This window comes from Actinophytocola sp., from assembly GCF_035634895.1.
Classification (GTDB): domain Bacteria; phylum Actinomycetota; class Actinomycetes; order Mycobacteriales; family Pseudonocardiaceae; genus Actinophytocola.
The window spans coordinates 12101-31030 of sequence record NZ_DASQCC010000210.1 but is presented as its reverse complement, the minus strand read 5'-3'; the positions used below and the strand labels follow the sequence as shown (position 1 = coordinate 31030).

General features: G+C 70.5%; 20 protein-coding genes. 11 read left to right on the top strand and 9 right to left on the bottom strand.

The features are described 5' to 3' along the window. Positions 1-58: 58 nt before the first annotated feature. The 3 genes from VET29_RS31545 to VET29_RS31535 all read right to left on the bottom strand — a co-directional run bounded on the left by VET29_RS31545 (position 59) and on the right by VET29_RS31535 (position 2605). Complete coding sequence (locus tag VET29_RS31545; RefSeq protein ID WP_324927434.1) at positions 59-1132, bottom strand: hypothetical protein; 1074 nt, start codon at positions 1130-1132, stop codon at positions 59-61. Then, positions 1132-1632 (bottom strand): SigE family RNA polymerase sigma factor, encoded by a 501-nt coding sequence (locus VET29_RS31540; RefSeq protein WP_324927432.1) that lies wholly within the window; start codon positions 1630-1632, stop codon positions 1132-1134. Before VET29_RS31540 ends, VET29_RS31545 begins: the two co-directional genes overlap by 1 nt. A 76-nt stretch (positions 1633-1708) precedes the next feature. Beyond that, positions 1709-2605, bottom strand: coding sequence for an RNA polymerase sigma-70 factor (locus tag VET29_RS31535; RefSeq protein ID WP_324927428.1), 897 nt, complete (start codon positions 2603-2605; stop codon positions 1709-1711). Positions 2606-2756: 151 nt separating this feature from the next. Between VET29_RS31535 and VET29_RS31530 the strand changes: the two genes are divergently transcribed. Then, positions 2757-3242 (top strand): carboxymuconolactone decarboxylase family protein, encoded by a 486-nt coding sequence (locus VET29_RS31530; protein WP_324927426.1) that lies wholly within the window; start codon positions 2757-2759, stop codon positions 3240-3242. Positions 3243-3283: 41 nt separating this feature from the next. Here the strand turns inward: VET29_RS31530 and VET29_RS31525 are convergent, their stop codons facing one another. Together VET29_RS31525 and VET29_RS31520 are read right to left on the bottom strand one after the other, a co-directional pair. After that, positions 3284-4816, bottom strand: coding sequence for a DHA2 family efflux MFS transporter permease subunit (locus VET29_RS31525; protein WP_324927423.1), 1533 nt, complete (start codon positions 4814-4816; stop codon positions 3284-3286). Continuing rightward, positions 4800-5300 carry a flavin reductase family protein gene (locus tag VET29_RS31520; protein ID WP_324927421.1) on the bottom strand — a complete coding sequence of 167 codons (501 nt, stop codon included), beginning with the start codon at positions 5298-5300 and terminating at the stop codon, positions 4800-4802. Before VET29_RS31520 ends, VET29_RS31525 begins: the two co-directional genes overlap by 17 nt. A 290-nt stretch (positions 5301-5590) precedes the next feature. On the opposite strand from VET29_RS31520, the gene VET29_RS31515 reads away from it, so the two are divergent. From VET29_RS31515 to VET29_RS31480, 8 genes are read left to right on the top strand one after another with little or no spacing between them, the layout of a single operon-like run. Further along, positions 5591-6727 carry a hypothetical protein gene (locus tag VET29_RS31515; protein WP_324927419.1) on the top strand — a complete coding sequence of 379 codons (1137 nt, stop codon included), beginning with the start codon at positions 5591-5593 and terminating at the stop codon, positions 6725-6727. Between the two features lie 7 nt (positions 6728-6734). Then, on the top strand, positions 6735-7136 hold the full coding sequence (locus VET29_RS31510) for an iron-sulfur cluster assembly scaffold protein (RefSeq protein WP_324927417.1): 402 nt from the start codon (positions 6735-6737) through the stop codon (positions 7134-7136). Continuing rightward, complete coding sequence (locus tag VET29_RS31505; protein WP_324927414.1) at positions 7108-8283, top strand: cysteine desulfurase family protein; 1176 nt, start codon at positions 7108-7110, stop codon at positions 8281-8283. The genes VET29_RS31510 and VET29_RS31505 overlap by 29 nt, the downstream gene beginning before the upstream one ends. Then, positions 8273-9190 (top strand): peptidase U32 family protein, encoded by a 918-nt coding sequence (locus tag VET29_RS31500; protein WP_324927412.1) that lies wholly within the window; start codon positions 8273-8275, stop codon positions 9188-9190. Before VET29_RS31505 ends, VET29_RS31500 begins: the two co-directional genes overlap by 11 nt. A 7-nt stretch (positions 9191-9197) precedes the next feature. Next, positions 9198-9971 carry a hypothetical protein gene (locus VET29_RS31495; protein WP_324927410.1) on the top strand — a complete coding sequence of 258 codons (774 nt, stop codon included), beginning with the start codon at positions 9198-9200 and terminating at the stop codon, positions 9969-9971. 9 nt (positions 9972-9980) lie between these two features. After that, positions 9981-11138 carry an acyl-CoA dehydrogenase family protein gene (locus VET29_RS31490; RefSeq protein ID WP_324927408.1) on the top strand — a complete coding sequence of 386 codons (1158 nt, stop codon included), beginning with the start codon at positions 9981-9983 and terminating at the stop codon, positions 11136-11138. Between the two features lies 1 nt (position 11139). Continuing rightward, positions 11140-11439: an acyl carrier protein gene (locus VET29_RS31485; RefSeq protein ID WP_324927406.1), complete on the top strand. Its 300-nt coding sequence runs from the start codon at positions 11140-11142 to the stop codon at positions 11437-11439. After that, positions 11436-13007, top strand: a complete 1572-nt coding sequence (locus VET29_RS31480) for an AMP-binding protein (RefSeq protein WP_324927404.1) — start codon at positions 11436-11438, stop codon at positions 13005-13007. The genes VET29_RS31485 and VET29_RS31480 overlap by 4 nt, the downstream gene beginning before the upstream one ends. Here the strand turns inward: VET29_RS31480 and rho are convergent. Both rho and VET29_RS31470 read right to left on the bottom strand, forming a co-directional pair. Then, positions 12994-14055 (bottom strand): transcription termination factor Rho, encoded by a 1062-nt coding sequence (gene rho, locus VET29_RS31475; protein WP_324927402.1) that lies wholly within the window; start codon positions 14053-14055, stop codon positions 12994-12996. The two genes, VET29_RS31480 and rho, sit on opposite strands and share 14 nt — an antisense overlap. A 167-nt stretch (positions 14056-14222) precedes the next feature. Continuing rightward, complete coding sequence (locus VET29_RS31470; protein WP_324927399.1) at positions 14223-14789, bottom strand: TetR/AcrR family transcriptional regulator; 567 nt, start codon at positions 14787-14789, stop codon at positions 14223-14225. A gap of 152 nt (positions 14790-14941) precedes the next feature. Between VET29_RS31470 and VET29_RS31465 the strand changes: the two genes are divergently transcribed. Continuing rightward, entirely contained in the window at positions 14942-16402 is a 1461-nt protein-coding gene (locus VET29_RS31465; RefSeq protein ID WP_324927397.1) for an MFS transporter, read from the top strand. A 36-nt stretch (positions 16403-16438) separates the two neighbouring features. Here the strand turns inward: VET29_RS31465 and VET29_RS31460 are convergent, their stop codons facing one another. Continuing rightward, entirely contained in the window at positions 16439-17317 is an 879-nt protein-coding gene (locus VET29_RS31460) for a universal stress protein (protein WP_324927395.1), read from the bottom strand. Between the two features lie 343 nt (positions 17318-17660). After that, positions 17661-18383 (bottom strand): winged helix-turn-helix transcriptional regulator, encoded by a 723-nt coding sequence (locus VET29_RS31455; RefSeq protein WP_324927393.1) that lies wholly within the window; start codon positions 18381-18383, stop codon positions 17661-17663. Positions 18384-18493: 110 nt separating this feature from the next. Between VET29_RS31455 and VET29_RS31450 the strand changes: the two genes are divergently transcribed. Beyond that, positions 18494-18925, top strand: coding sequence for a PPOX class F420-dependent oxidoreductase (locus VET29_RS31450; RefSeq protein ID WP_324927391.1), 432 nt, complete (start codon positions 18494-18496; stop codon positions 18923-18925). Positions 18926-18930 lie beyond the last annotated feature (5 nt).

Genomic DNA, 18930 nt, shown 5'->3' with positions numbered 1-18930 from the left:
GGCACGAACGGCGCTGGGCCTGCTCACCAGGGGGAGGAGGCCCAGCGCCGTATTGTGCCTAGTTGGGCAGGATGAGCCGGCCGCCGATGTCGTACAGGTCGGCCACCGGGACGCTGCCCGCGATCATGATCGACTGGCCGTTGACCGCGTCCAGGACGAACAGCTTGTGGTAGCCGTTCTCGTCGACGTAGCGCGTCTCGTGGCCCAGCACGGGCTGGCCCGCGGTGCCGCCCACGTCACGCGAGTCGGCGGTGAACACGTTGATCGTCGGCTGGGTCGTGCACGTGCCCAGCTGGTAGCCCGTGCTGGCGTGCCGCGTGCCCGAGGCCGAGGGCGCGTCGAAACCCCCCTTCTCGAGGTCGAACGCGCAGACCTTCAGCCCGTTGGGCAGTTCACCCAATCCGAACAGCGGGGTGACGGACGTGTTGCCAGGGAAGCGAATGTGCTCCCCGATCCGCCGGCCGGTGTCGACCAGCAGCTGCGCGGGCGCCGTCGTCCCGTTCTTGGCGGACACGTTCACGTACATCGTGCCGCCGCCGGGATGGGTCAGGTACAGCTCGTAGCCGCCGGGCCCGTCGGAGATCGAGCTCTCGACGCCACGCAGCCCCTTGATGGTGACGGGGTTGCCGGGGCCGGACTTGAACGCCGCGTCGTCCACCGTCGACATCCCGAAGTGCTGGACGTCGACGTAGAGGACCTGGCCCTTGTTCGTGACGTTGAACATGTACTCGCCGCCGTAGATCGGCGTGTCCGGGTGCTCGGCGGTGCCGCCGAGGTTGATCCGGTGCACCAGGTAGTCGATGTCGCCCGGCGGCAGCCAGTCGAGGGAGTAGGGCATGTGGAGCTCCGGGATGGCCGGCCCGGAGCTCGCCGAGGTGGTGGGCGGCGCCTGGCCGGTGGGGGCGGCGGCCTGTGTCCCGTCGGCCGGCCGGTTCAGCACGACGACGGTGACCGCGGCGAGGGTCAGCACGATCACGCCGGCGGCGACCGCGAGAGGCCGGCTCAGCACGGCGCGCCTCCGCTGGATGCGCTCCCGTGCGTCGGCGAGCACCTGGTCGCCGTCGGGCGCGACGTGTTCGTGCGCGGCAAAGGTGTCCTTCAGCAAGTTCTCTACTTTCGTCAGCTCGTCCATCAACTCTCCTTGGCCTCGGCCATCTGCTCGATGGTCAAGCCGTCTCGCAATGTCGCCAGCGCACGGTGTGCGTGCGCGCGCACGGTCCCCTGGGCACAGCCGAGCAGGTCGGCGATCTCGGCGTCGGGCGCCTGTTCGTAGTACCGCAGCACCACCACGGCTCGCTGACGCCGAGGCAACCGCGCTAGGCGCTGCCACATGTCCTCCCGCAACGCGTGGTCCGTGGCGAAGTCGCCCGGCCGCGCCTCGTCGGGAAGATCACCCGTGGCGAACACCCGTGCCGCCCGGCTACGCCGCCAGGACAGGTAGCCGTTCGTGACCATCCGCACGACATACCGGTCCGGATGGTCCGCATCGCTGATCCGCGACCAGCGACGGTAGACCTTGACCAGCACGTCCTGCACCAGGTCAGCGGCCTGTTCCCGCTCCCCGGTGAGCATCGTCGCGTAGCGCAGCAACCGCGGCAGCTCCGCCTGGACGAAGTTCTCGTAGTCAGCCATCACTACGTACGACTCCACCCGAGGACGTTTCGTTTACCTGTGTTCGTCTCGATGTGCGGCCGCCGCGGACCCGCGCTCAGCGGCGCAGGGCGGTCTCGCTTCGCATGTGCGAGAGCTTCTCGGGGTTGCGCACGGCGTAGACCCCGGTGATGAGGTCGTCGTCGACCCGTACCGCGAGGACGGTGTCGACCTCGCCGTCGACCCAGAGGACCAGCGCGGGGTAGCCGTTGACCTGTGCCGGCCGCAGTGACGCCGTGCCGGGAACCCTGCCCAGCCCGGTCGCGAGCAGGCGGCCGACCTTGCCGGCGCCGACGATGGGCCGCGGGACGGCCTGCTTGATCCCGCCACCGTCGCCGAGCAGGACGACGTCCGGCGCGAGGATGTCGAGCAGGCCCTGCAGGTCGCCCGTCTCGGTGGCCCGCTGGAACGCGTCGAGCACGTGCCGGGTCCGGGCCGCCGGCACGGTCCCGCGCGGCCGGCGGGCGGCGACGTGGGACCGGGCCCGGTGGGCGATCTGGCGGACGGCGGCCGGACTCTTGTCGACGGCACGGGCGATCTCGTCGTACTCGAGGGCGAACACCTCGCGGAGCACGAACACCGCCCGCTCGGTGGGGTTGAGGGTCTCCAGGACGAGCATCATCGCCATCGAGACGCTGTCGGCGAGCTCGACGTCCTCGGCGACGTCGGGCGTGGTGAGGAGTGGTTCGGGAAGCCAGGAGCCGACGTAGGACTCCTTGCGGCGGCCGAGGGTGCGCAGGCGGGTGAGGGCCTGGCGGGTGGTGATCCGGACGAGGTAGGCACGCTGGTTCTCGACGGTGTCGTGTTCGACCCCCGCCCAGCGCAGCCAGGTCTCCTGCAGGACGTCCTCGGCGTCGGCGGCCGACCCGAGCATCTCGTAGGCGACGGTGAAGAGCAGGCTGCGATGGGCCATGAACGCCGCGGTGGCGGGGTCCGGGCTCATGCTCCCGTCCATGGGTGACTCCTCATGACGCTCGGCTTCCTGTCACCCCACCAGACGCCGTGTTCCGTCGCCGTGTGACATGCGGTGGCACGCGTCACGTGCTGTCACGGTGGCGGGGTGGCCGGCATCTGGTGGTTGTCCAGACGCGAGACCAGGAGGACTCATGGAACCCCGATTCGACCTGTTCGCCAACGAGCTGGCCGCCAGGTTCGCGAAGCGGTTCGCCGCCGCCAGCATGGTGATCCACGACTCGACGCTGCCGAGCTCCCTGCAGGAGCTGGTGTCGCTGCGGGCGAGCCAGATCAACGGCTGCGGCCACTGCATCGACTTCCACGTCAAGGAAGCCGCGGCCGCCGGTGAGACGGCGGTGCGGCTGCACCTGGTGGCCGCGTGGCGCGAGTCCACCGTCTTCACCGAGGCGGAACAGGCCGCACTGGCCCTGGCCGAGGAAGGCACCCGGCTGGCCGACGCCCACCAGGGCGTGTCCGACGAGACCTGGGCCCAGGTCCGCAAGCACTACGACGACGACCAGACCGCCGCGCTGGTCGCCCTGGTCGCGATGATCAACGCGGCGAACCGGCTGGCCGTGATCGTCCACCAGAAGGGCGGCTCGTACGAGCCCGGCTCGTTCGCCGCCGCCGTCAAGTGACCATCCGCGAGTCTCGCGTTCAAACACAGCGAGTCCCGCGTTCACACACCCCGAGTCGCGGTTTCGTGCACCTCGAGATCTGCACCAGAACGCGACTCACCCTGTTTGAACGCGAGACTCGCGGTGAGGCCGGCGGCGATGGCGACGGCCGAGCACAGGCCGAGCACCGTGGTCATACCGTCGAGGTAGGCGTGCTGGGCGTCCGCGGCCAGCGTGGGAAGGTTCGCCCTCGCCGCGACGCCCATCGCGCCGGCGATCGAGTCGTGTGCGGCCGCGGCCGCCGCGGGTGGCAGGCCCGTCACGTTCAGGTCGGCCGTGTAGACCTGTGACAGCACGCTGCCCAGCAGCGCCACGCCCAGCGCGCCGCCGGCCTGCCGCAACGTCATGGTGATCGCGGTGCCCGAGCCCGACCGTTCCGGCGGGAGCACGGCGAGCACCGCGTCCATCGACGGGGTCAGTGCCGAGCCGATGCCCAGGCCCGTGATGGCGTACCACATCGCGGCATAACCGAAGCCGCTCGACATGTCGGTGAACGCGCCGACCGCCAGGCCCGCGCCGGTGAGGAACAACCCCGCGGCCACCGGCAGCCGGTGCCCGACCCGGCCGGCGATCCGGGTCCCCGCGCCGACGCCCACGACGAAGCCGCCGATCAGCGGCAGCAGCCGGATGCCGGTGCCGAACGCGTCGTTGCCCAGTACGAACTGCAGGTACAGCGGCACCACGAAAAGCAGGCCGAACAACGCGAAGCTCGCCACCGTCGCGTTGATGTTGCCCCACCGGAACAGCCGCACCCGGAACAACCGCAGGTCGATCATCGGCCGTGGGGCCCGCAGTTCCCACCAGACGAAGGAGACGAGCAGCACGACCCCGCCGGCCAGCGCCGCGAGCACGAGCGCGTCGTCCCAGCCGCGGTCCGGCGCCTCGACCAGACCGTACACGAAGGACAGCAGGCCCACGGTCGAGAGCAACCCGCCGAGCAGGTCCGCACGCGGCGGGTCGGGATCGCGGGACTCGGTCAGCAGCACGGCGATCGCGACCATCGCGGCGGCCACGACCGGAACGTTGATCAGGAAGATCGAGCCCCACCAGAAGTGGTTCAGCAGGTAGCCGCCGATGATCGGGCCGAGCGGGATGCCCGCGCCCATGCCCATCACCACCACGGACAGCGCCCTGCCGCGTTCCGCAGGCTCGAACAGCACGGCGATGATCGCGAGCGTGCTGGGCATGATGATCGCCGCGCCGACCCCCAGCGCGGCGCGGGCGGCTACCACCGCGCCGGTGTCACCGGCCCACGCCGCCGCGAGCGACGCCGCCGCGAAGACGGCAAGACCGGTCAGCAGCAGGCGTTTGCGGCCGAACCTGTCGGCGATCGCGCCGACCGGGAGCATGAGTCCCGCGAACAGCAGGATGTAGGAGTTGACTATCCACTGTAGACCGTCGGTGCCCGCGGACAGTGCCGTGGCCATCGTCGGCAGGGCCACGTTCATGATGGTGATGTCGAAGCCGATGGTGAGCACCGCCAGGGTCAGCGCGGCGACCGCCCACCAGCGTTGCCGCTCAGCGAGGCGTGACAAGGGGTTCCTCCTCGGGGTTCAGGTGGCGGTAACGCGAGCGGTGCCGGATCAGCGGCTCGCCGGCACGGGACTCGGCACGGGACACGGCGCCGACGACGATCGCGTGGTCGCCCGCCGGGTAGATGTGTCGCTGGGTGCAGACCAGCCAGCCGACCGCCCCGGAAACGACGGGCACGCCCTCCAGGAAGACGTACTCGACTGAATCCGTTTCACGTTCGGGGGTGGCGAAACAGTTGGCGACGGATATCTGTTCGTCGGCCAGCACGCTCAACCCGAAATCATCATTGCGGCGAATAAGACGCAACGACGGCGAATCTTTTCTCAGGCACACGGAAATCAGCGCCGGGGAAAGCGACACCGACGTAAGAGAACCCACCGTCATGCCGTGTACGCCGGCGCCGTATATCGTGGTGAGCACGCTGACCCCGGTGGGCAGTGCCGCCATCGCCTGCCGGAAGACCTGGCCGTCGAGGCCGCCGCTCATGGCTCCTCCGCGAGGTAACGGCACCGCCCACGCAGGGAGAATCGCTCGGTAATTCCCGAATGTAACCGCGATCGGATCATGGTCGTGTCGCATTGACCGGGCCATCGCGCATGATCCACTCGCCGGCGAACCTCGCCGGTCCTACGCTGCGGAGTTACCGTCCGCATTGAGATCACCGCCGTTTTCCGGAGGTAGGTTGGTGTGCGCCAACGCGATTTCCACACAACGGTAACCGCCCATTGACTACCGTGGTACCACTGGTGGGTAACAGCGAGCGGAGGAGCCCCACATTGCGACTTGAGACCATGATCGGTGCCCCGGGCGCCGCGTTAAGACTGCCGTTGGGGGAATGGGAAGCCGGTATTGTCACCGTGCTCCGGGAAGCGTTCCGGTTTCATTTCGAGCGCAACGAGTTCTTCCGTGCCCAGTGCGACGCGAACGGGGTGACGCCCGACGACGTCGCGACGCGGGCCGACCTGCCGCGCGTCCCGCTGCTGCCGGTGAGCATGTTCAAGAGACCCGACGCGCACGTGCTGCTGACCGCGCCGCTGAACGACATCGAGCTGGAGATCCGCTCCACCGGCACCGGCGGCGTGCCCAGCGTCGCACGGCGCGACACCGAGACCGTCTCCCGCGCGCTGATCGGCATCCTGAGCACCTACCGCGACTTCTTCGCGCTGTCCAAGGGTGCCGGCCTGTTCCTCTCCCCGTCCACGGCCGAGACGCCGGAGATGGGCATGGTCAAGGTCTTCAACCTGCTCAACGGTTTCTTCGACGACCACGTCTACGTCGTGCGTGACTACGCGTTCGACCCCGAGGAGGCCATCGACCACCTCAACCGCTGGCACGGCGAGATGACCAGGCACATCATCGGCCCGCCGTTCCTGGTCAACCGCCTGCTGCGCTATCTGGAGCTGGAGGAGCAGTCGCTCAAGCTCGACCAGGACTCCATGGTCATCACGCTGGGCGGCTGGAAGCGGTACACCGGCGAGTCGATCAGCCGCGACGAGTTCGACGGCAGGATCGAGTCCTACCTCGGCATCACCGCCGACCGCGTGCGCGACATGTACGGCATGATCGAGTCCAACATGCTGGCGGTCGAGTGCGAGCACCACCGCAAGCACGTGCCGCCGTGGTGCTACGTCTCCATCCGCGACGTGTCCGATGTGGACGTCGAGCTGGCGGTCGGCGCGACCGGGCTCATCGCGATCCTGGACGCCACCAACGAGTCCTACCCGGGCTTCCTGCTCTCCGACGACGTCGGCGAGGTCGACGAGTCGCCGTGTCCCTGCGGCCGCAACGGCCAGACGGTCACCTTCCGCCGCCGCCGGCACGGCGCCGAGTTGGGCTGCTGTGCGGTCAGCATCGAGAAGTTCATCGAGAACAAGCAGATCGTCGCCGAGTGCGCGATCCCCGAGGCCGAGTGAGGCCGGCATGCCACGCTTCAGCCCCACGGTCGTCGACCACTTCACGAACCCGCGCAACATCGGTCAGCTGGCGAGCGCCAACGTGCGTGCGTTCGTCGGCAACCCGGTGTGCGGTGACCAGATCCTGCTCACCGCACACGTCAGCGACGGGATCGTCGCGGACCTCAGGTTCCAGGCCTTCGGCTGCTCGGCGTCGCTCGCGGTGGCCAGCCTGCTCACGACCGTCCTCATGGGAGAGTCGGTCAACCTGGCCGGAACCCTGGACGCCGACCGGATCGAGGAGCTGACCGGCGGGCTCGCGCCTGACCAGCGCCACGTGGCCGCGCTCGCAGCGGACGTGGCCCACCGGTTGGTGGCCAACTTCCGTAGCGGGGTGAGCGATGACGATCCCATTTCCTGCGCCTCCTGACCTGATCTACCTGGACCACGCCGCCACCGCGCCACTTTGCGAGGCCGCCGCGTCGGCGATCCGGGACGGGCTGCGGCTGTACGGCAACCCGTCCAGCCGGCACGACGCGGGCCAGTCCGCACACGACGCACTGGTCGCCGCGCGTGGACAGGTGGCCGTGCTGCTGGGCTGCGCACCCGAGGAGGTCGTGTTCACCGGCGGTGGCTCGGAGGCGATCAACCTTGCCCTGCAGGGGACGTTCGCCGGTCGCCGGGGCCACCTCGTCACGACGGCCATCGAGCACTCGGCCGTGCTGGAGTGCGCCGCCGCGTTGTCCCGCCGGGGCGTCGACGTCACCGTGGTCGGCCCGGAGCCGTCCGGCCACGTCGACCCGGCGCGGATCGCGGCGGCGCTGCGGCCGGACACCGTGCTGGTGTCGGTGATGCACGCCAACAACGAGACCGGCGCGGTCCAGCCGGTCGAGGAGATCACCGGGCTGGCGCACGCGGCGGGCGCGCTGGTGCACGTCGACGCCGTGCAGACCGCGGGCAAGCTGCCGGTCGCCGGCCTCGGTGCGGACCTCGTGTCGGTGTCGGCGCACAAGTTCGGCGGCCCCAAGGGCATCGGCGCGCTGCGGCTGTCGGAGCCACACACGCTGGAGCCGCTGATCCACGGCGGCGGGCAGGAGTCGGGCCGGCGCGCCGGCACCGAGAACATGCTCGGCATCCTCGGCATGGCCGCCGCGGCGGCCTACGCCACCGAGCACCTGGACAACGACCTGACCAGGGCGGCGGCCCGGCGGCTGCGCAAGCGGCTGGTCGACGGCCTGTCGGTGGTCGGCGGGGTCCGGGTGAACGCCGACGATCCCGTCGTCCCCGAGACGGTCAGCGTGTCGTTCGACGGGATCCGCGCGGACACGCTCGCCGACGTCCTCGACGCGCAGGGCATCTGCGTGTCGACGGGCTCGGCGTGCCACGCGGGCCAGGACTCCCCCTCACACGTGCTCACCGCCATGGGTGTGTCCGTGGAGCAGGCGAAGGCGACCGTCCGGCTGTCGTTCGGCCACGGCACGACCGCGGCCGACATCGACGCCGCCGTCGCCGCCACGGTCGCCGCGGTGGACCGGCTGCGCCGGGTCTCCGGCACGGCGGTGTCCGGTGCCAGCTGAGCTCAACGCTCCCGTCCGGTCACTGAAGATGCTGGAGCTGCAGATCCGGGCCGGCGCGACCGAGGTGCACGTCGGCCTGCGGTCGAAGGAGTCCGTCAGCTTCGACGCCCTGCCGGCGAACCGGGACGGCGAGCCCACGCAGGTGTCCCCGGGGCTGCTGGCGGAACTGGTCACCGTCGCGCACGAAGGCGGGCTGCGCGTGCACTTCTGCGCCGACACGCCGGTGGTGCGCCCGGACGACGAGTCCGCGTACCGCGAGCACGTCGCGCGGGCACTGGACGCCGGCGTGGACACGGTCGTGGTCGGCTCGCTCCCGGCGTGCGCCTGGTTCCCGGAAGTGTCCATTGTGGCCGGTGGCGAGCTGGGGGTCTCGACGCTCGGGTTCGCCGAACACCTCCGGGACGTCTACGGCGTGCGCCGGGTGGTCGTGCCGCACACGCTCACCCTGGGCGAGGTGGCCGCCTTCTGCCGGCTCGACGGCCTGGAGATCGAGACGCCGGTGCAGACCGGCGCCGGTCTCGACTGCACGCGGTGCCGCCTGGCGGACACGCCGGGCATCGGGCTGGGTTGCCGGGCCGGGTACGCCGACGGCGCCGGCGTCGACCTGGGTGGGTTCCTCGACGGTGCCTCGGACTGCGCGCTGTGCGACGTGCCGGCGCTGGCCGGCATCGGGGTGACCGCACTGCGGATCCCCGGCCGGGAAAGCCCGAACGAGCGGCAGAACGCCAAGATCACCCAGATGTACCGGCGGGCGCTGCGTGGTCACGCGGCGGGCGTCCCCATCACGGAGGTGATCGAGCAGATCGACCGGGTCGAGCTGATGTGGCAGATGGGTTGGCTGCCGCGCCTGTGCGACCAGCGACGCTGCCGCTTCCAGGACACCCCGCAGCAGCGGGCGTTCGTGTGAGGTCGCCGTGATCGAGATCAGACTGTCCACTGTGGATCGACTGGACGAGGCGCTGGCCCTGCCGGCCACGGCGGTCGGCCTCGGCCAGGAGGGCTGCCTGACGAAGCTGCCCATCAGCGACGAGCTGCGGTCGGCCGCCGACCGGGTCCGGCGGGCCGGTCGCGAGGTCGTCGTCGTGGCGCCGGTCGCGTGGCCACGCACCGCGGACGAGCTGCTCGAACGCCTGCTGGCGGTGCTCGGCGACGGCCCCACCACGATCGCCGTCAACGACATCGGCACCGCGCTGGCCCTGTCCGGCCACCCGCTCGTCGCCGGTCTCGGGCTCACCAGGTCCCGCCCGCACAGCGCGAACCAGAAGGACGGCACGCCGCCCCGGGCCGGGATCGACGCCGCGCTGATGGATCTCCTCGGCGTGAGGGCGATCGAGGTGGACACGGACACCGACGTCACGGGCGCCCGGTGGCCGGTGCGGCAGCTCGTCGACGCGGTACCCGTCGGCTACGGCCGGTCCTGCCCCACGGCCCGCCGGCACGGTACCGGCCCGCCCGACTGCCGGACCCTGTGCGACGAGCCGTTCCACCTCACGGCGAACGCCCGCTGGCAGCTCAACCACGGCCACCGCGAACCACTGCCCGCCGGGCTGGCACCACCGCGGCTCACCGTGTGGGGCAACGCCGTCTACCAACCGGCCACAGCGGACCCCGTAGCCGACTACCGCATCATCGACGCGCGCTGGCACACCCCGGAGGCCCTGGCCGCCGCCGTCGACAGACACAGCTAGGAGCACCCCGTGGTCGACTTCGCCTTGACCCCAGCACAGCAGGACATCGTCGACCAGGCACGTGCGATCGCCCGCCGCTGCCTGGCGCCCCGCGCCGCGGAACACGACCGCACGGCCGAGTTCCCCGCGGACAACTTCACCGACCTCGCCGGCAGTGGCCTGCTCGGCCTGCTCATCCCCGAAAGCCACGGCGGTCTCGGCGCCGACCTGGTCGCCTACGGCCTCGCGGTCGCGGAGCTGGCCGAGGCCTGCGGCTCCACCGCGCTGATCTTCGCGATGCACTGCGGCGCGACGAGGTTGCTGTCCGCCAGTCCCGGCCAGACCGCGCGGGACGCGCTGAAGGACGTGATCCGCAACGGCAAGCTGGTCGCGTGGGGCTTCTCCGAGCCGGGCACCGGCGGCAACGTCCTCAAGCCGCAGCTGCGGGCCACCCGGACGGAGCACGGCTTCACACTGGCCGGCACCAAGGCGTTCTGCACCGGCGCCGGCCACACCGACTACTACCTCGTCAACACGGCGTCCGGCGAGGCCGAGTTCCGGCGCAGCCAGTCGATGTTCCTGCTCCCTGCGGACACGGTCGGCCTGACGGTCAAGGAGACCTGGGACGCCATGGGCATGCGGGCCAACTGCGCCAACACGGTCCAGCTCGACTGCGCGGTGGAGCCCTCGGCGTGCGTCGGCGGCCACGGTGGCGGCCTTCCGTTGCTGGGGCACGCACTGCCCGCCCTCGTGCTGGGCCTTGCCGCCGCGTCGCTGGGCATCGCCAGGGCCGCCGGCGGGTTCGCCACCGAGCACGTCACGAGGCGGGTGCACGCGGACACCGGCGCGAACCTGGCCGCCTACCAGGGAGTCCGGTTCCACATCGCCGAGCTGACCACGCGCCTGCACACCGCCCACCTGTCGCTGCTGCACGGCGCGGCCACCGCGGAGACCGACCCGCTGGAGGCGCTGCCGGCCATGAACCTGGCGAAGTACATCTGCAACAGCGCCGCCATCGCCGTGGCCGACCTGGCCATGCAGGTCACCGGCGGACAGGGTTTCCTGCGCAGCAACGGACTCGAACGCCACTACCGCGACGCCAGGGCGGGCGCCGTCATGGGCGCGAACCTGGACGTGCTGCGCGACATGATCGGCAAGGCCGCGCTCGGCCTCGACCCACGGAGTTGAGATGACTGACATTCCCGAGCCCGAGCAGATCCTCGTCGGACTGCGTGCGGCGATCGCCGAGACCCTCGACGGCGTCGACCTCGCGAGGATCGACATCGACGCCGTGCACGCCGGCACGCCGATGCTGAGCCTACCCGTCGACTCACTGGCGCTCATGCAGATCGTGACGGGCGTCGAGGACAGGTTCCGCGTGTACATCCCGGAGGACAAGGCGTACGCGTTCACCACCGTCGGCGAGCTGGTCGACTTCGTGCACGAGAAGACCATCGCCAAGGCCACCAGACAGCGGGGTCCCGCATGAGCACGGTCGACTACCGCTTCGACTACGCCACGGTCGGGTTCCTCGACACGGCCGGTCTCACCGCCGAGCTGACCGGCGCCGAGCTGACCGAGCGGGGCCGGTCCGCGGCGGCCGGCCTCGCGCACAACGGCATCGGGTTCCAGGACCGCGTCATCATCGTCGAACCGACCGGCCCGGACTACCTGGCCGTCCTGCTGGGATGCCTGCTGAGCGGCGTCGTGCCGGCAACCGTCGCCGCACCACCGAAACCCGACGACCCCACCTCGGCCGGGGCGCGGCACCTGCGCGCGGCGATCGACGTGATCAGGCCGGCCGCGGTGATCACCAGCGACACCCGGCTGGCCGCCTCCGTGCCGGTGCTCACGGTCGACGACCTGCGCCGGCATGGCCGCGCGCCGTGGCGCACGCTGCGGCGACCGGAACCCGGGCAGTGGCACCACATCCAGCTGACGTCCGGTTCGACGTCGGCGCCCAAGGCGGCGGTGCTGACCCATGCCAACGTGGCGGCGAACCTGCACGCCCTGCACGCGGCGTTCGCCCTCGCCCCGCACCGCGACCGCGTGACGAGCTGGCTGCCGCTTTACCACGACATGGGCCTGATGCTGATGCTCATCGGTCTCACCGCGGGGGCCTGTGTGGACCTGATGCCGCCGACGTCGTTCGTGCGGGACCCGGTGTCCTGGCTGCGGCACATGGCCGACCGGCGGACCGCCGTCACCTCGGCGCCGCCGTTCGCCTACCGGGTGGCCGCCGACCGGTTCAAAGGCGCGACGGACCTCGACCTTTCCGCGCTGCGGCAGGCATACGTCGGCGCGGAGCCGATCGCGGTAGGTGTCCTGCGGCACTTCCAGGACACGTTCAGCGAGTACGGGCTGGCGGAGGACACGCTGGCGCCGTGCTACGGCATGGCGGAGACGGTCGTCGCGACGACCCTGTGCCAGACCAAGCACGCGACGACCGACACGTCGTTCGGCAGGGTTCGCTGGCAGGAGTTCCAGGCTCCCTCCCGGGACGAGCTGCAACCGACACGGCAGATCGTCTCATGTGGTCAGTCGATCGAGGGGCTGACGTTACGGGTCGACGCACCTGACGGGGAGGTCGGCGAGATCGAGGTCGGCGGCAGCTCGGTGATGGCCGGCTACCTCACGACCGAAGGCCTGAACGTGCCCCCGGGTGGCTTCCACGACACGGGTGATCTCGGGATGGTGGTCGACGGTGAGCTGTACGTGGTGGGCCGCACCAAGGAGATGCTGATCGTGCGGGGCAGGAACATCCCGCCGTACGACATCGAGCGGACCATCGAGGAACATCCGGCGGCGAGTCTCGCCGCGGTGTTCTCCTACCACGGCGACACGACGGTCACCGAGCAGGTCGTCGCGGTGGTGGAGACGAGGGCGAAGCCGGGGGAGTGGCCACGGTTGCGCACCGAGGTCGCGACGGCCGTGCGGCAGGCGTTCGGACTCTCGCTGGCGGACGTGGTGGTGCTGCCGCGTGGCGGCATTCCCAGGACTACCAGCGGGAAGCGGCAACGACAGGCGGTACGTGCGGCGTATCTCAGCGGCGGGTGAGGAACTCGTGGTTGGTCTGGGTCTTGCGTAGACCGTCGAGCAGGAGCTCGGTGGCGTTGTCCCGAGTGGACAGTGACTGCCTGATCGCCCGGGCGACGGCCAGCTCGGACGGGCCGAGAAGCAGCTCTTCCTTGCGGGTGCCGGACTGGCGGATGTCGACGGCCGGGTACACGCGGTTCTCGGCCGTGCGCCGGTCGAGGCGTAGCTCGGCGTTGCTGGTGCCCTTGAACTCCTCGAAGATGACGGAGTCACCGGCGGATCCGGTCTCGACGAGGGCGGAGGCGAAGATGGTCAGCGACCCGCCGCCCTCGATGTTCCGTGCGGCGCCGAGGAAGCGCTTGGGCGGGGCGAGGGCGGCGGAGTCGACGCCGCCGGTCAGGATGCGGCCGGTGGCCGGGGCGCCGAGGTTGTAGGCACGGCCGAGACGGGTGAGCGAGTCGAGCAGCACGACGACGTCGCGTCCCTGCTCGACGAGCCGCTTGGCCCGCTCGATGGCCAGTTCCGCGAGGGCGATGTGCTCGGCGGGCGGCTGGTCGAACGTGGCGGCGATGACCTCGGCGGGAACGCCCCGCGCCAGGTCGGTGACCTCCTCGGGACGCTCGCCGACGAGCACGAGCATGAGGTGGCATTCGGGGTGGTTCTTGGCGATGCCGTGCGCGATGGACTGCAGCACGCTGGTCTTGCCGGCCTTCGGGGGAGCGACGATGAGCGCACGCTGGCCCTTGCCGACCGGCATGACGAGGTCGACGACCCGGGTGGTGAGAATGTGCGGCTCGGTCTCGAGGCGGAGCCTCTCGTTGGGATACAAGGGAGTGAGCTCGGTGAAGCTCGGCCGCCGGCGGCCGGGGCGGTGCCCGTTGACGGTGTCGACCCCGGCGAGCTTGCCGCCGTCGACCCGCCCGGTCACCAGGTCACCGCGACGCAGGTCGTGCTCGCGGACGAGTCCACCGGGGACGGACACGTCGTCAGGCCCGGGCAGATACCCCTCGGCCCGGACGAACGTACGGTTACGGGTGCTGTCGAAGATGCCAGATATATTGCTGGACATGGAGAATCTCCAAAGAGGATAGGCGGATCACACTACCCGGCTACGGAAAGCACGCGGGCGATGACGCTTTGTTGATCCGAAAAGAAGGTGTGTGGGGGCGATGGCCACGACCACAACCAGTAGACGTCCGCAGCCTACCCGAATATTCCCGCCGGTGGCAAACGCCTTCAGTACAGGAGCGACGTGGTCATCTTCTCGACGTACGCGCACAGCGTCTCACGGTCGGCCGACGACATGGTCGCCGTGCCGACCTTGTGGCGGAGGAAGGCGACCCCGACCAGGATCCCGGCGAACAGCTCCGCGCGCAGGGCCGCGTCCGGCCCGGTCAGCCGCTCCGCCAACCGGGTCGAGAACGACGCCTCGACCCGGTGCCGGATGATCGCCCGCACGGCCTCGGAGTTCGCGGCGGCCACGAGCGTCGACAGCTCGCCGGCCTCCTCAGCCTCGCCGAGGTCGAGGATGTGGTTCAGCAGCACCCGTGGCAGCGACGCCAGCGGCGCGCTCGTGATCAGGTCGTCGGCCAGTGACTTCTCGGCGGACGCCGCCTCCGCGAACAGCTTCTCCTTCGACCCGAAGTAGCGGTACACCAGCGCCTGGTTGACCCCCGCCGCCGCGGCCACGTCCCGGGTGCTCGTCCCCTCCACCCCGTGCTGGGCCATCAGCGTCCGCGCCGCCGCCAGCAGTGCGGCACGTGTTGCCGCGCTGTCTCGCCGTCGTGTGCTGGTGGCCTCCATGTCAGCCTCCGGAGTAAAGAAGTAGTCAAATGACGACTTTACCGTACACCTGCGGAAACGTCATGTGGTGAGGCTCACCGGCGGTCATGTAGTCGGTCGATGACATGACCCGTACAGTCGAAGTCGTCAAGCGACTACATGAGGAGTCCGAGGTGTCCGAAAAGCGGAGCACGCACCCGACCGCCGTCCTGCTGGTGCTCGCCCTTTCCACGTTCGCCATCGTGGTGATGCAGAGCCTGGTCCTGCCGATCCTGCCGGGCCTCGCGACCTCGCTGCACGTGTCGATGGCCGACGTCTCCTGGGTCGTCACGGTCAACCTGCTGTCCGCCGCGGTCTTCACGCCGATCCTCGGCTCGCTCGGCGACGCGCTCGGCCGCAAACGCGTACTGATGATCACGCTCGTCCTGGTCACCGCCGGCTCGGTGCTGGCCGCCCTGTCCCACACGATGTGGGTCGTGCTGATCGGCCGGGCACTGCAGGGGATGGGCTTCGCCGCCATGCCGCTCGCGATCGGGATCGTGCGCTCGATCTTCCCGGCGCACCGCGTCCCGGCCAGCCTCGCGCTGCTGAGCGCGCTGACCGGCATCGGCGCCGGCGCGGGCCTGCTGTTCTCCGGCCTGCTGACCAAGGCGGACGTCACCGCGCAGGGCATGTTCTGGATCTCCGCGGCGGCCACCGCGATCGGCCTGCTCGGCGTCGCCGTCCTCGTCCGGCTGACGGAGACGACCTCGAAGTTCACCGCGGACGTCTGGGGCGCGCTGACCCTGGCCGGCGGCCTGGTCTGCATCGTCCTCGGCATCAACCGCGGCACGGCCTGGGGCTGGGGCTCCGGCATCATCCTCGGCCTGTTCGCCGGTGGCGCCGCGCTGCTGGCCCTGTGGGGCTTCGTGGAGACCAGGGTGCGCCAGCCGCTGGTCGACATGCGGATGATGCGCAACCCCGTCGTCCTCGGCACCAACCTGACCGCGTTCCTCGCCGGCGCCGGGATGTTCGGCGCGTTCGTCCTGGTCCTCCAGTTCGTGCAGACCCCGAGCCAGGCCGGCTACGGCTTCGGCTCCGACGTCCTCGGCGCGGGCCTGACCCTGCTGCCGCTGACCGCCGGCACCCTCGCCGCGGCCGCGCTCGTCGCCACGCTGATCCGGCGTGTCGGTCCCCGGTGGCCACTCGCGATCGGCATGTTCACCGCCGCCGGCACGTTCGCCTACCTGGCCGGCTTCCACGCCGAGCACTGGGAGTTCTACGTGGCCTCCGGCCTGCTCGGCCTCGGCCTGGGGCTGGCGATGGGTGCCATGCCGGCACTGCTGAACACCTCGGTCGCGCCGGAGAAGACCAGCGTCGCCAACAGCGTCAACTCGACGCTGCGCTCGGTCGGCGGCTCGATCGGCACGGCCATCGCGACCGCGATCCTCGCCTCGCGGACCCTGCCGGGCGTGCCACTGCCCACTGTGGACGGTTACGTGATCGCCTTCCTCGTCGCGGGCGGGATCTGCGTACTCGCGGTCGTCGCCGCTCTGCTGGTGCCCTACCGCCACGGCACGACCGGCACCGCCGGCGCTCGCGGTGTCGAGGACATCATCCAGGGCGCACCGCGGCCCGCGCCGGCAGTGTCGTGACCGCTCACGTACCGGACGCCGCGACCGTCGACCCGGTCACCCGGCCGAGCTGGTGACCGTGGTCGGCGCCGGCCGGCGTACCGCGCGACCGGCCGGCACGACCGCCACCGGGCACTCCGCGTGGTACAGCGTCGTGTGGCTGATCGACCCGAGCAGCACCCGATGCGCGGCGTTGTGGCGATGACTTCCCACGACCAGCAGCCGTGCCCCGGCGGACCGTTCGAGCAGCGCGTGGGACGGCCTGTCCCGGACCACCTCGGTCTCCACCTCGACGCCCGGATACCGCTCCTGCCACGGCGCGAGACACCGCGTGAGCGCATCCGGCCTGCGTGCGTGATGGTGCCCGTGCACAGCGTGCAGCGCATTCCCGTGCCGCGCCGCGAACTCGAACGCGAACTCGATCGCCTGCCGGTCCGTCTCCGCGCCGGCCAGCCCGAGCAGCACCGGCCCTGGCCCGACGGCGCCGCGCACCACGACGACCGGCCGGTCCACCAGGTGGACGAGGTCGGCGGCGGTCGACCTCAGCACCAGCCGCGCGATCGGCCCGTAGCCCCGCGAGCCGATCACCACCAGGTCGGCGTCGAGCTTCGTCGCCAGCCCGGCCAGCGCCTTGCCGGGGTGGCCGTCGCGGATCAGGCCGCTGATCCTCAGGTCGGGGTGGTGGGCGCGGCACTCGTCGGCCAGCACGCGTAGCGAGTGGTCGCAGTGCCACGCGCGGGCGTCGTCCGGCAGCGGGTCGGCGTCGGTCCAGATGGGGCGCTCGTACGAGCGCGCGAGAACGAGCGGGCTGCCGCGATCATGAGCCTCGGCCGCGGCCCACAGCGCCGCCTCCCGAGCTACCACGGACCCGTCGAAGCCGGCCAGAATGCCGCCAAGTTCGGGTTTCCGGGCGTACGAGGTCGTATAATCGGACATACCAGAACTCCTTCTCGGTAACGCCTCCCATATTCCCACCGATGCAGGAGCACTTCAAACGGCACGCAATACACGAACGAGCAATATCTGTCCGAATCGAGACAATCTTCGTCCGTTTCCTCCGCCTGGCGCCACTCTGTCGCCCTTTGTCCATTGTGGACGGATCGGCCCGCCGGTGAGTCACGCGCGGACTGTCCGGGAATTTCCGACAATCCCGTGAATCCCCGGAACTTCGATCCGGTGAAGACTCGTCCCCGCTCAGCCAGGCCAATTGTCCGAAATGTGGTCCGCCGGGTGTGCCCGGGCGACCGGCCCGATGTCAGATGTTCAGCACTGAAAGAGTTCAGCTCTCCGCGAACCCGGCCGAGATCTTCTCGCAGAGCACCCGCAGCTGCTCCTGCTCGCCCGGCGTCAGCGCCTGGAGCATGCCGTGCACGACCCGAAGGTAGGCCGGCAGGGCATCCTCGGCGGCCCGGGTGCCCCGCTCGGTGATGGCGGCGGCACTGCCCCGCCCGTCGGACGGGTCGCCGTCCCGGACGACCCACCCCGCCTGTTCGAGCCGCCGGACCGCATGCGTGATCCGGCTCGGCTTGCTGCGGGTCGCCGTCGCCAGCTCGCTCATCCGCATCCGTCCGCCGGCGAGCCGGAGCTGGACCAGCAGTTCGAGGTAGCTGGGCGGCATGCCCGCCGCGTCCTGCACACCCTGCTCCAGTGCGCTCCGAACCCGCTCGCCCGCCTGGGCGAACGCCTCCCACGCCCCGTTGCCACAGGGGTTGTCGCCACACTGGTCTTCGCCGTCGGCACCGGCGCCGGGCGATCCCGGCACGCACCACGTGGCCAGCGCGTCCATCGCCGGCCGCAACCCCTCGCCCCGTTCGGTCAGCAGATACGTCTGCCCGTCGCCGCGCGCGACGAGACCGGCCTCCTGGAGCTCGGTCAACCGCTCGGTGAGCACCCGGTTCGACAGGCCCGGCAGCGCCGCGACCAGCTGCCCGAACCGCGCGGGCCCCTGCAGCAGCAGGTCGATGACCTGACCGTTCCAACGCTTGCCCAGCAGCGCGAACACGGTCCCGGTCCGTGGCGCGCAGGGGCACGCATCCGCGGAATGACGCATGCCACCAGCCTTGCACATCATCCCGGTAAGTTATAAATAGTAACCATCGCGAGAGGAGTGGCATGACGTTCACCGAACAAGAGCTCGAGTACCTGTCCACCCAACGACTTGGCCGGCTGGCCACCGCGCAGCCGGACGGCACCCTGCAGGTCAGCCCCGTCGGGTTCCGCTACAACGAAGGCACCGACACGATCGACATCGGCGGGTACGGCATGGCCGCCAGCCGCAAGTTCCGCAACGTCGCCGGGAACGGCCGCGTCGCCTTCGTGGTCGACGACCTGCCGTCGATCCAGCCGTGGCGGGTGCGCTGCCTGGAGATCCGCGGGACCGGCGAGGCCATCACCGAACCGGCCGACTCCGCGTACGCGGACTTCACCGGCGGCATCGACGGCGCGATCATCCGCGTCCACCCGAAGCGGATCATCAGCTTCGGCATCGGCCAGGAGGACCGCGAGCCCCACCAACTCACGCCCAACAACCGGACGGTGGGCTGACGCGG

Excerpts from the sequence above, each read along its gene's own strand:
- VET29_RS31510 (WP_324927417.1), top strand. The coding sequence starts at position 6,735 with ATGCCACGCTTCAGCCCCACGGTCGTCGACCACTTCACGAACCCGCGC.
- VET29_RS31545 (WP_324927434.1), bottom strand. The coding sequence starts at position 1,132 with ATGGACGAGCTGACGAAAGTAGAGAACTTGCTGAAGGACACCTTTGCC.
- VET29_RS31450 (WP_324927391.1), top strand. The coding sequence starts at position 18,494 with ATGACGTTCACCGAACAAGAGCTCGAGTACCTGTCCACCCAACGACTT.
- VET29_RS31485 (WP_324927406.1), top strand. The coding sequence starts at position 11,140 with ATGACTGACATTCCCGAGCCCGAGCAGATCCTCGTCGGACTGCGTGCG.
- VET29_RS31480 (WP_324927404.1), top strand. The coding sequence starts at position 11,436 with ATGAGCACGGTCGACTACCGCTTCGACTACGCCACGGTCGGGTTCCTC.
- VET29_RS31470 (WP_324927399.1), bottom strand. The coding sequence starts at position 14,789 with ATGGAGGCCACCAGCACACGACGGCGAGACAGCGCGGCAACACGTGCC.
- VET29_RS31460 (WP_324927395.1), bottom strand. The coding sequence starts at position 17,317 with ATGTCCGATTATACGACCTCGTACGCCCGGAAACCCGAACTTGGCGGC.
- VET29_RS31535 (WP_324927428.1), bottom strand. The coding sequence starts at position 2,605 with ATGGACGGGAGCATGAGCCCGGACCCCGCCACCGCGGCGTTCATGGCC.
- rho (WP_324927402.1), bottom strand. The coding sequence starts at position 14,055 with ATGTCCAGCAATATATCTGGCATCTTCGACAGCACCCGTAACCGTACG.
- VET29_RS31520 (WP_324927421.1), bottom strand. The coding sequence starts at position 5,300 with ATGAGCGGCGGCCTCGACGGCCAGGTCTTCCGGCAGGCGATGGCGGCA.
- VET29_RS31530 (WP_324927426.1), top strand. The coding sequence starts at position 2,757 with ATGGAACCCCGATTCGACCTGTTCGCCAACGAGCTGGCCGCCAGGTTC.
- VET29_RS31505 (WP_324927414.1), top strand. The coding sequence starts at position 7,108 with ATGACGATCCCATTTCCTGCGCCTCCTGACCTGATCTACCTGGACCAC.
- VET29_RS31540 (WP_324927432.1), bottom strand. The coding sequence starts at position 1,632 with ATGGCTGACTACGAGAACTTCGTCCAGGCGGAGCTGCCGCGGTTGCTG.